Source organism: Pontibacter pamirensis (assembly GCF_010015475.1).
GTDB lineage: Bacteria > Bacteroidota > Bacteroidia > Cytophagales > Hymenobacteraceae > Pontibacter > Pontibacter pamirensis.
In genome coordinates, this window is record NZ_SSNI01000047.1 from 1 (window position 1) to 12,244 (window position 12,244).

Below are 12,244 nucleotides of genomic sequence, written 5' to 3' on the forward strand. Positions count from 1 at the left end.
GTGGTGGAAAGAGAGTCGGGCACCAGTGTCAGGGGCAAGACCAGGATATCCAAGAAAGGCAACGGCAGAATAAGGGCGGCCCTCTACTTCCCGGCTCTGGTGGCCAGCCGGCACAATGCTGCCCTGCGGGCTGTTTACCAGCGCATCAACGCCGGGAAAGAGAGCAAGATGGTGGGGGTAGTGAGCCTGCAGCGCAAACTGCTGCTGCTCATCTACTCGATGTGGAAAAACGACACGATATTCCAAGACAGAACCATAGCTTCCGGAGGTCAGGAGAGAAAGCCTCTCCTTCGTCACAAAGACGAAGTCTTTGAAAACAAAGTAGGCAGATCCGCGGACCTGCCTACACTGGATGAGCTTCCGTCCGATCTATCGAGTGAAGCTCTCCTTCGTCAATAGAATATACGGAAGAATTTACTAAAATGTGTTGGATTTTAAAACAGTACCTTTTTTCATAACCTTCGGACACTAATATCGATATCCAAACTCTTAACACCTTGCTTGTTATGACTTAGGTGCCTGTCAGAAGAGGCCAAAGCATCTCTTGACTGCCCCCAATCTACTGTTGCCTCTGCCCTGCTGTAATCCCTTGGTTAAACTCAGAACCACCACCAACTTATCAAACTGCCAATTCTCCTCCTTCAGCTACTCTAAGGGTAAAGTATGGTCACTTTTCTTCCTTAACAAAAAGGAATGGCTTCATCGTTTACAATCGCAATCTGAATTAGGTAATATAATTTATACTGTTACCCAACCACCATCTACTGAGAAACCTGCGCCTGTCACATAACTGGAGGCCGGACTGGCGAGGTAAAGAGCCATGCCGCCAATCTCATGTAATTCACCCCAGCGCCCCACCGGAATCATGGCAATGAAAGCCTTATATTTTTCGGGATCGTTCGTAAGTGGTAGGTTCAACTCAGTAGCAAATGGCCCAGGTAAAATAGCGTTAACCGTAATCTGCTGCTTAGCTAACTCCATCGCCAAGGATCGGGTCAGTTGTAGTATAGCGCCCTTGCTTGTAGCATAAGGTGTGCGTTCTGGTATAGCCGTTAAAGAAAGCATAGAACCCATGTTTATAATCCGGCCGTATCCATTTCTTTTCATGATAGGAACTACTTCCCGGCAAGCAAGCCAGGTACCGGTGACATTAACTTGCTGTACTTTATTAAAGTCATCCAAAGATAAATCTTCTATAGCTCCTCTGATATTAATCCCCGCAGAGTTGATTAAGATGTCTATTTTGCCAAATCTGTCGACAGTTCTTTTAACAGTTTCTATTACAGTTGCCTCCTCCGTCACATCGCAGCGTGAACTCATACATTCTACGCCATAAGTAGATCTTACTAGCTCTACTGCATGGTCATTCTCCTTCTCATCGCGGGCTGCAATAGAGATATTAGCGCCGGCTTCTGCCAATGCTTTTACCATGGCTAAACCAAGTCCCCTGTTACCACCCACTACCAATGCCGTCTGCCCGTTTAATTTAAATAAATCAAGAATACTTTTTTCCACTATATATATGATTAAAATATGTAAAAGACTTATTATCCTTTCATTATACTACTTTAGATTCCCTTTTCAGTTCATCGTCCGTATTTTCTTTATGATTTTCTGTTGAAATATTTGTTATCAGACTGCCAAAGTCAAGTTCATCGGTAGAAATTAAATCAATATTTTATTAAACTTGCTCCATTAGCGATCAGTCCATTTTCAAATATTTCTGCCAGTTATGTTGTTCTCTGAACCCCAATACTTCACGGATTTTGCGATTTGAAAACAACGCTTCATGTTCCTCCAATTCACGGGTAATTGGCACACCAGGAAAAAACTGTTCAGCCAGTTCTTTGCTGGGGATAATCGCACCGTTGTGATCATTTCCAGCATTGAAAATCTGATAGCCAAGATCATTTGTTTTCAAACATAAATCCACAATCTGTCCTAGGTCTCGTGCATCAATATAACAGAACGCATTCCTGCGACGCACTTCAGGGTTTTTGAAATAATGCGGAAAGAGTTCAGCATATTCGTGGGGCTCAATCACATTTCCGATGCGAAGAGCATAAATATCAAAGCCTGACCGTCGCTGGAAGCTGCGTGCCGTTTTCTCATTCACAACCTTTGATAGTCCATAGCTATCCATGGGATCAATATCATAATCCTCCTCCAAAGGCAGCACATTTGGGTTGGTTTTGCCGTCTGAAAAACAAATACCGTAGGTGGTCTCTGACGAAGCAATAATAATCTTTTTAATTCCAAGCTTAACAGCTGCTTCAATCACATTGTAGGTGCCTATGGTGTTAACCCGAAACGTTTCATTATCGGGTTTTATCAGGATCCTCGGCACAGCAGCAAAATGCACAACAGCATCAAATTGTGGTACACCGTTACCGGGTTCCAACTCGTCTAACCCGGCATACGAACTCATGGCATTAAACATTTGTCCGGAATCTGTAATATCAGCTATCAGATTATCCACCCCTGGGTAATCCAAAGGCACCTGATCTACATTCATCACTCTATGTCCTTGGTCGAGAAGGTAAGGTATCACGTGCTTTCCTGCTTTTCCCGATCCCCCCGTAAAAAATATTCGCTTTTTACTCATGTATTCTACTGTTTAATAATGACTGTTTAATAATGATTTAATTTTTCACCAGTTATGAAGGTGGGCGCTGCATACTCCATGTCAGTTTAACCATTAGTGATTACAAAGGTTGATTTTTGGGACAGCTTATTTTAGGACAAGAAAATCCAGCCACTTCCGGATAGCTCATACAAGAGGTGAGATGCCTTGCTACAATACGTTCTTTCGAGCTTTTGTCTTTCATTTTCGTTGACTTCATTGTCAACCTATACCGAGACAAGACAGTTAGATAAAAGGTAACCGTTGGCGGTATAAAAGTTGCCGTTTGCAGGCGATATCCTGTCATGTTACAAATAAGTTGAAGTGGCTACAAGCCTTGACTTACCTTCTATCCGGCATTTTTTTATACCGCATGTTAGCAAATTTAGTGTTCGGACACATTGTGTAAAGCGTTAAATATACCCCTGGTTGTATTGTTCATTGAATCGTTTTCAGCTTATTGCACAGCAAAAAAAAGCGCAAGTAACAAGCATCCAATCAATGGACTTATTACTTGCGATAAAATTGAACAATTTTGTTCAGTAGCTGACCTAAAAATGTTCAGTACAATTTTTTATTTTATTAAATTTTTAAAAGCTGATCCAAAAATTAAATAACTGGTATTTCCGGCAATCGTGCCCTCGTTTTGTCCCCACAGAAACGGCCAGTCGTCGTAGTTTTCAAAGTGGTCGGGTTTTCTGAATAATACACCCGGAGCAACATTGCCCGGAATAAAGGAGAAATCAGCCCTGTTATTACCATAAAAGACTTCTTTGGGACGAGTGGCACCCACCGTTGCCACTAATGAATAGTTGTGATACGGATGGGCACCAAACAGATAATTGGTGGCTTTGAAAGCATGGCTTGCGTCGACAACGTCAGGGAAATATTTGTTGGCAATACAAACGGTGGTACCAAAATTTGTAACAGCTCCGCTACCTGCCCAATTACCAAGCTCGATAGGTACTCCGTAAGGATTGTTTTTTTCAAGCCCTTTGATGTAATCATTGTACTTTGTCACATATGGGCGGAGATTATCTTTGAAGGATGCGTCCATGTGCGGTATGGCATTTAATGCCGTTAAAAGGTGGAAGGTAACGCCACGATCAAGTGCAGGCCAAAGAAGTTCCTGAAACTTATCCTTGTACTGTTGTTCCCCGGTTGCGATATACAGTTGAAGATTAGTCCCAACATTTGCTGATCTGTTCCGTATTGAGGTATCCTCCGGCTGATTAGCGAGTAAATCCGTTGCCTCTTTCAGCAATCTTTTTGATTGCTGCAACGCTCTTGCCGAAAGATCGTCGTTATAACCCTTCAACGCTCTGCTTGCTGCGGCTAACATGGTTGCTCCTCGGAGATCAAGGCTGGGATTGCGGCTTGTAAATGCCCACAAATCATCCTTAACGCCACTCGAACGACCATCAGGAGCTACTTCGTAAGGGCCCAGGTTAGGATTATAAGGAAGACCATCTGTTGAGGAGGCTGCGTCACCGAGATGATGGTAGTTATCAAGAACAGCGTTGGAGAGCGTTTGAGACATGTGACCGATAATCTCTGCCTGAGCTACCAGATTTAGGGTTCCGTGCTCGATAAACTGCAACATATCTGGTGTTCCATCGGGTCTATGAAGATCAACATAACGCTGCTCCTGGCTAACAAAAGTCTGATCACGTAATGGTTTGAAATATTCCCATGTATGTACGAAGTTCTGCACCACGTTAATATTTGATCCTGTCTCGATATCAAAATCTCCAGCGTCGAAAAAACCACCGACGTTTAATCCAGGAATCACTTCGAGTGCTTTATACTTGGTATCGGTTGATGGTCCCTGATCATGAAGGTCGAAGTGGTCGGTGTTTGGTGGAGCCTGTAGATAACCTTCTTTAAAGGGCTCGCCATGCCAAACCCTGTAAGACTCGTTTACGAACATGTGATTCATATGGATTGGAATCCATATATCGCTGGTGGCATCAGTGATCTTATCGTAAACGTCAGTTTCTATTAAGAAGTTGTTTGTTTTAAGATTGCCGTACTGGATATAGTATATACCAGGGGTTTTTACTGAAGTAAAATCGAACTTTACATAGTTGTATTTAAAATAGTTACCCCAGGGTACGATTTTGCCGCTGAATACTTGGGTAGCACTGCCGTCGTTGCCTACTTTATACAACGAGGCTTTTGCAAGTGGTTTGTCTTTCATGTCTAGTTCAATGACAGCGACTTTTGGTTGAGAAGGGAGGTAGCCCACTTGAGAGAATCCGACATTGGGCTCTCTTATCCAACCTTTGATGGCATTCGGTTCAACTGTCCAGGTCAACACCTTGCCTGTTTTTCCTGCCGGGAGTACACTACGAACTACATACCAGCCATTTTGTGCCAGCACACGGCCGTCGTAAAGCTGAAGGTCGGCATCCGGCGAGGTGATTCTTACCAAACGTGAGGGTTCATCGGGTGCAAGAAGTAAGGTACGTCCGGTTTCAAGAGGAAGTGGGTCGATATATTTGCCGGTCCCTCTGTCGTCAGAAGTAACATACCCCTTAAACTGCTTTGGTTTTTCACTGTTAGGCCTCGTAGTAGTTTCACCTACCACATAGCGTGGAAATCGACTATAACGCCCATCCATTAAATAAGCCTTTGCCCAATATTGTGAGGGTAGAAACTCAAGATTAAATCCAGCGGCCCCTTCAAGGGCCTTGGGAAGGGGTTTATCAAGGTAAACAGCTATCTCCACACCTTTACCCTTCGCCGTAACAACCACCCGCGAATCAAAATTGTAATCTTTGTACCTTAATGTTGCCTCAATGGATTTCGAGGCAGGGTCTACCTTTCGGTTTAGTATTTCAGGAACAAGATCCCACTGCTCTGGAGTGTTGGAGAGTCTCACAGCACCGCCTTGCGCTGTTCTGACGCCATGGTGTATCAATTCTATACCGGCGTTCTTCTCATCGTTAAAACCTCCGGTAAAAAGGTTATTATACACCAGGACATTGACACCTTGCGTCTCGAAATACTCAATATCATTGAGTTTCAAAGCCTGGCTCGAAGCATAGTTGAATGCCGCCAGTAGCAGCACTACAACTGATAAGAATATTCGTCTTTTCATTTTTGTTATAAAAATCCTTTATGAAACCGATTGCAATCCTATAAAGATATAATAAACAGTCATTAACATTATAGAAAAAGAAAAAAAATAGTAGAGGTTACAAATTTTCCACTTATGCAAACCGTCACTTTGGTGCAGTGGCCTTTTTTTATCTGCACCTTCATCTTTCTGCAAGCCACCATTAAAATATAATTTTTTAATGGTGAAAGTGTCTGGTGAGCAGCGCGCAATTTTTACTAAACATAGTATAAGCGGAAGTCCTTTAGGCTTATATGTCGAAATCTACAGATAACTGGAATCGGTCCAACAGATATACTATATATACAAAGCAATATCAAGTAACCTGCTGAAAGTTTCTGCTTCCCACGAAAGAACCCAAACCGGCACCCACTCCAAGAGGCTTGAAAGGAAGTTTCTACCATAACAGCTTTTATGATAAACATGCAATCATTTGTTGTTGTAGAAGAGGATATTTATTGCCCCTCTCCCATCTGCAGATACTTATCCTCAGCCTCAAAGTCTTTGTTTATAAGGTTTGATAATTCAATACTTAAGTCTACTACAGAAAAAAGCCGCTCCACATCAAATGGAGCGGCTTTTTTCTGCTCTTCTGACACCGCGACAGCTACTCGTTATCTCCTGGGCTTTCTTTTACACTTCCTGCTTCACTAACTGTTTTGCTAAAGCAAGCCTAAGTGTGCTTCAGGTGGAGGGTAATTCTCTAAAGTCATTTCAGAGGGTTTGATGGCGACCCCTTAGCCGTCATTGTTACCAGACGTACGATGTAATCGCCAATAGAAACATTACCGATAACCTTGACAGGCTCATGGTAACAACCATGAAGTAATCTGCAGAGGGAGGGCCTTACTCGTGTCCCTCCTTCAATGCCTACTATATCGCCAAAAATATGCTTCTCGTTGATATCTGATCTCTTCAGTAAAACGGCAGAGTCCCTATTACCAGACTCATAAGTTGCCCCTCTTTGTGAATGCCTCACATTTGCTGCACTTTATATGGTGCTGGCACTCTACTTATTAATAGTTTTATAAGCAATAATTTAAGTTGATCATTACAACGTCTTTACTGCAAACCTGCAGCTGTAGACGTTCTCTGTTGTTTCTGAATGCGCCGAATATCTGCTTTCAAAAGCACAGCAATGACTAGAGCTATTATAATCAAAAAGGTAAATACATAGAAAACAGGAATATAGCTTTCAGTTGCTGCGTAAATTTGAGATACTAAAGTTGGTCCTAATAACCCACCTAAAGACCAAGTTGTTAAAAGATAACCATGAATGGCACCAAGCTCCTTTGTTCCGAAAAGATCGGCTATAAACGCAGGAAGGTTTGAAAATCCACCACCATAACAGCTGACCACCAGGAAAATCAGTGCCTGAAAAACTAAAGCACTTGAAATATTGGGAAGAGTAAGGAACGCGACGAGTTGTATAACAAAGAAGATGATGAACACTACGGGCCGGGAAAGATAATCGGAGGCTGCTGCCCACCCTATTCGGCCAGCACCATTAAAGATACCCATGAGTCCTACCATCACAGCTGCACTTGCGATTGATAGCCCTCCTATCTTTTGAGCCATTGGGGAAGCGACTGATATCATCATAATTCCCGCACTTGTATTAATTAGCATGATCGTCCACAACATCCAAAAATGCTTTGTTTTTACCGCTTTTTTTGCAGTGAGAGAGGACAGATCGTTGACCTTATTTTCTGTAGGCGCAGTCTCACTGCGTGTCATACCGCGGGGCAGCCACCCTTTTGGAGGTGGTGCAATATATAAAGCGCCAAGAATCATTAGGACAAAGTAACTTGTTCCTAAAATGTAGAAAGTTGTGGAGATACCCATGGTTTCCATAAAGGCAGCCGCAAGCGGAGCTGTAATAAGGGCTCCGGTACCAAAACCCAAAACCGCCATACCTGTAGCTAATCCCCGTCGATCCGGAAACCATTTTACCAAGGTAGACACTGGCGCGATGTAACCAATACCCAGCCCCACACCACTTAAAAGTCCATAGGTAAGTATGAATAAAATAAGTGAATCGATGGAAACGGCAAAGCCAGATCCTGCTTGTCCCAGACCAAATAAAAGCGCAGCAATCATTGCAGATTTTCTTGGCCCGCTTCTTTCAACAAATCTCCCGAATATGGCAGCTGAAGCCCCTCCCAAAACCATCATTACTGTAAAAGCTATGGTTACAGATGAAACCGACCAACCGAGTGAATTGACTAGTGGGTTCGTGTAAACACTGTAGGCATAAGCGGCACCAATGGAAAGGTGAATACAAATTGCGGATAAAGCTATTAGCCATCTATTTTTACCAGTGCTCATAGGATTCCCTTCTTATTTTTTTACTATTTATTTTATGCTGCACTGTTCGAGTTCCACCAGAAGTGGATATCAACTAAAGGATGAATCATAGCCACAAAAGAAACCGTCTTCTGCTTTTTTTCTCTTTTTTAATTTCTAGTTCTTTGATTGACATTATCATAGAACATAAAGATTTCAAATAATACCTGTATCCTTTTGTTCAATGACTATTTTTTAAACCCAAAGTTAATTGACAGCTTACCTGCAGTATAGCTGTGCACCAGGAAAGTTAACAATATTTTTTTATACTTGGGAGCACTCTAATTTTGAGACGAACTATGTATGTCAGCTCCTCTTGTTGTTCAACTTCCCTAGTGTAGCAGATTTCAAATAATGACCTCCTCCATAAATGGGACAGCGGTAATGTAGAAAATGGCATATAACAGTGAGTTCCTCCCAAACTTAAGAATATTGTAGTTTGAAGAAAATTCACCTTAAGTAATAATCTTACTAACCCTCCTCTCCCACCTGCAGAAACTTATCCACAGCCTCAAAATCTTTGTGGATATGGTTCGATAATTCAATCCTTCGGTCTACACGAAAGGCCTCCAGTTCACGCTGGAGGCCTTTTTTTATTTGCTTCGGACACTATTCGGACACTAATCTTTCTCCTCCTATACTTACCGCTCCTTCAATCTCCTCTTAGGTGCCCATCAGAAGGAGCTACAGCAGCTGTTGTTTATTCTTTATCGACTGTTGCCCCTACCCTTTCCTCCAGAATTTGCTAGTACAGGCAGTGATTGGTCAACTGCTTTTTGATCTGCCAATTTTTTGTTTCCACCTGCTGCAGTTTGTTGAGCTTCAGTATTCCCAGACCGTACACCTTTACTTCACAATACTTTTGCTTTCAGAGTCGAATTCATCTTCTATTTTATATTGTACCCACTCTTCCTATGTCCCATTGGAGTAGAGAAACCGCACGGTATATAAAATAGTTATAGTTTTACAGTTTTATATTCAATACGTATAAGGAAAACAATAGGGTTATAACAAGTCCCTATACAAGGAGAGTACCTGTAAGGGGTTCACTACTTTTTGTGGGGTAAGTAAACTGGAGAAACTATGAAGACTTTGACATCTAAAATTAGGCAAAGGGAGGAGGAGAAGCTTACTACAGTTACTGACTCGCTGCGCTTGCCTACTGCTTCACCTTCTCAGAAAATTAGGAGTGTACAAGGTTTTGGAAGTACAGCTAGTAAAGCCATTTAAGATGATGTAAGGTGTTTGTAGTTAATTAACACTCGCTCATTAGAGATGAAACAAAAAATCCTCCTCTTTACCGTCGCGTGGATGCTAATGGCATACACTGCCTTTTCTATCGACCTGCAGGTGCTGCAGCAGAAAGTAAATACGGCCAAAACAACGAAGGAAAAAATATACGCCTTGGATGCTCTCGCAACCTATTACACGTGGACCGATGGCGGTCATGCTACTGCAAGAGCCTATGGCCGGAAAATGATTAGATTGGCAGAGAATAGCAAGCAGAAAGAGTTGGAGGCGCTGGCCTATGTTCTCAACGGCAACCGCATGGTAGAAGGTATGTTTTCCACTGAGAGAGAAAAGGAATTAAGAGGGTACTACTCCAAGGCTATTCGCATTGCAAAAGAAAACGATTTGCCTTTTTATGAGGCCTGCGCCAACATAGGTTTGTCGCGGATACCCTTTCACACCGTGGTGATGGATGCTGATGAGGCAATGGAATGGGGAAAGGAGGCTCTTTCAGTTTCTACTGCTATTGGCCATGATTCCCTTCGAACCATGGCCTTGATAGCAGCAGCCAACGGCAATACGCTTAAGAAAGACAACCTTGCTGCATTTCATCTCTTTACCCAAGCCGTAGAACTAGCGGAAAAACTACAGGACCCCTACCTGCTTGCCTACAGTTACCGCATTTTTGCACGATTTTATGACACATTGGGTGACCCAGACAAAGCACTGGCTTATTTCTCAAGCGCAATAGAAAGCCTGAGCAAGATGAAACACCTTGACTACCGCCATTTACCCTGGCTGTACATGACCCAGTGGAATATGACCTGGGCCTATCTGGGGAAAGGTGACATGAAGAACTCCTTTGCCTCTGCCTATAAAGTCAAAGACATAGCGAGAGCGTACAATTTACCTACCTCTTATCAGCATGCGCCTCTCAGCCAGCTCCTTAGTTTAAATGTTGCCTTCGGTAAGCTAAAGGAAGCACAAGCGCTTCTGGATGCCAACCCACACCTCTTCTCTTTCTTTTTAAGCCATGATTATGAGCATACCTTTTATAGTATAAAAGCCGATCTTTTTAATAAAGCAGGTCAGGTTGATTCTGCAGATAAGTACTACCGATTATCTATCGCCACTGTCGGGAAATCTGTCCCCTTCTGGACTCCAGGAAAGCATTTGTGGTACGGTTATTTTCTATTGCAAGAACAAAGATTACCGGAGGCCATTGCCCAACTCGAAACAGCCAAGTCAAAAAGCATGGAGTTCCATAACCTACATGATCTTGTGACATCTTACAAAGCATTGGACTCCGCTTACTTAAGTTCCGGAAATATCTGGAAAGCATACCAGCACAAAAAGCTGTACCACCGCCTCAACGACAGCCTGCAACAACTCAGCAAGGATAAAGAAGTGGCACTGCTAGAGGTGCAAAATGAGCAAAAGAAGCTGGATCAGGCACAACTGGAGAGACAGGCTCAAAGGGAGTACCGTTACCGCATCCGAACATACAGCCTTCTATCGGGGCTGGGGGTACTGCTGTTGATTTCAGGCATTTTGTACCGAAACAACCGCCAGAAGAAGAGAACAAACACACTGCTGAAGCAGCAAAAGGAAAAGACTGAGCAGGCCCTGTATGAGCTCAAAGTCACACAGGCCCAACTGGTGCAAAAAGAAAAAATGGCCTCTTTGGGAGAACTCACTGCCGGTATTGCCCATGAAATCCAGAACCCCCTCAACTTCGTCAATAACTTTTCTGATGTCAACACAGAATTGGTTATTGAGTTGAAAGAAGCGTTGTCTAAAGGTAATAAAGTGGAGGCTATTTCTATTGCTGGTTATATTCAGGATAATGAGCAGAAGATAAACTTACATGGCAAACGTGCAGATGCTATTGTGAAAGGCATGCTGCAGCATGCCAGAACTTCTACAGGAGAAAAGCAACTGACAAATATAAATGCCTTAGCTGAGGAATACCTGCGACTGGCATACCACGGCATAAAAGCCCAAGACAAAGATTTTACCTGCACCCTCATAACTACCTATGACCAGAACCTGGAGAAGGTGGAGGTTGTGCCGCAGGAGCTGGGACGGGTGCTGCTAAACCTCTTTAACAACGCCTTCTACGCGGTGCAGCAGAAACAAAAGCAGAGGCAGGTGCAAGTCAGATTTGATGAAGTAGTCTATAAACCAATTGTGAACGTAAGCACCAGTCAGCAGGAAGATCGGGTGGAAATACGGGTGTGTGATAATGGAACAGGTATGCCGAAGAGCGTGGAGAGCAAGGTGTTTCATCCTTTCTTCACAACAAAACCTTCAGGGCAAGGCACGGGATTAGGTCTCTCCCTCTCTTATGATATCATCACGAAAGGGCACGGCGGAGAAATGATGGTAACTTCTGATGAAGGGAAATGGACGGAGTTTGTCGTATCGCTTCCGCATGTGCCTGTAGCAGAGGAACAGTTCGCTGCTTCTACTGCTGCTCCCCCAACTGCAGATACTTATCCACAGCCATAAAATCTTTGTGGACATGGTTCGATAATTCACTCCTTCGGTCTACACAAAAGCCCTCCAGTTAACGCTGGAGGGCTTTTTTCATTTGCTTCGGACACTATTCGGACACTAAAACCGCCACCTGTCAATTTAACACCTCTCGATTAAGCCAAATATTACTTCTTTGGAGGCTAAAGCTTCTGTTGCTTACCTTGTTCTCTTTGGTGCCCTCCCCTATTATTTGCTTTTAGGTAAATCTACCTAATTATCCTTTGACACACTGTTCATTATATCATAAAAGGTCTCAGCTACTCATCTCTTAAAACAAATCATCAGTTTGATTTGTGAGACGGCAAAATGAGACGCCACACAGGCTGCAGGGACAGGTACCGCTGCAGGTTCCACAATCCAAATATTCCCAAGTTTTAAGGGACAAC

At 43.1% G+C, this 12,244-nt stretch carries 7 protein-coding genes; 2 read left to right on the plus strand and 5 right to left on the minus strand.

Going from position 1 to position 12,244, the window contains the following annotated elements; genetic code table 11:
- Positions 1–399, plus strand: a 399-nt coding sequence (locus E1919_RS23595) for a transposase (protein ID WP_162055875.1), incomplete at its 5' end; no start/stop codon positions are given.
- 339 nt (positions 400–738) lie between these two features.
- On the opposite strand, the gene E1919_RS23600 is transcribed toward E1919_RS23595, so the two are convergent.
- The 5 genes from E1919_RS23600 to E1919_RS23620 form a co-directional block, all read right to left on the minus strand.
- Positions 739–1,515, minus strand: coding sequence for an SDR family NAD(P)-dependent oxidoreductase (locus E1919_RS23600; protein ID WP_162055876.1), 777 nt, complete (start codon positions 1,513–1,515; stop codon positions 739–741).
- 187 nt (positions 1,516–1,702) lie between these two features.
- Positions 1,703–2,605, minus strand: a complete 903-nt coding sequence (locus E1919_RS23605; protein WP_162055877.1) for an NAD-dependent epimerase/dehydratase family protein — start codon at positions 2,603–2,605, stop codon at positions 1,703–1,705.
- A 592-nt stretch (positions 2,606–3,197) separates the two neighbouring features.
- The gene (locus tag E1919_RS23610) at positions 3,198–5,726 is read right to left on the minus strand and encodes a glycoside hydrolase family 9 protein (RefSeq protein WP_162055878.1); all 2,529 of its coding nucleotides are present in this window, start codon (positions 5,724–5,726) and stop codon (positions 3,198–3,200) included.
- A 473-nt stretch (positions 5,727–6,199) separates the two neighbouring features.
- Positions 6,200–6,343 carry a hypothetical protein gene (locus tag E1919_RS23615; RefSeq protein ID WP_162055879.1) on the minus strand — a complete coding sequence of 48 codons (144 nt, stop codon included), beginning with the start codon at positions 6,341–6,343 and terminating at the stop codon, positions 6,200–6,202.
- Positions 6,344–6,806: 463 nt separating this feature from the next.
- A complete protein-coding gene (locus tag E1919_RS23620) occupies positions 6,807–8,072 on the minus strand; it encodes an L-lactate MFS transporter (protein ID WP_162055880.1) in 1,266 nt (421 codons plus the stop codon).
- Positions 8,073–9,365: 1,293 nt separating this feature from the next.
- Between E1919_RS23620 and E1919_RS23625 the strand changes: the two genes are divergently transcribed.
- On the plus strand, positions 9,366–11,831 hold the full coding sequence (locus E1919_RS23625; protein ID WP_237144823.1) for an ATP-binding protein: 2,466 nt from the start codon (positions 9,366–9,368) through the stop codon (positions 11,829–11,831).
- The last annotated feature ends 413 nt before the right edge of the window (positions 11,832–12,244 follow it).

Bases quoted from the DNA above. Each gene is read 5' to 3' on its own strand.
- E1919_RS23620 (WP_162055880.1), bottom strand. From the start codon at position 8,072: ATGAGCACTGGTAAAAATAGATGGCTAATAGCTTTATCCGCAATTTGT.
- E1919_RS23625 (WP_237144823.1), top strand. From the start codon at position 9,366: ATGAAACAAAAAATCCTCCTCTTTACCGTCGCGTGGATGCTAATGGCA.
- E1919_RS23605 (WP_162055877.1), bottom strand. From the start codon at position 2,605: ATGAGTAAAAAGCGAATATTTTTTACGGGGGGATCGGGAAAAGCAGGA.
- E1919_RS23610 (WP_162055878.1), bottom strand. From the start codon at position 5,726: ATGAAAAGACGAATATTCTTATCAGTTGTAGTGCTGCTACTGGCGGCA.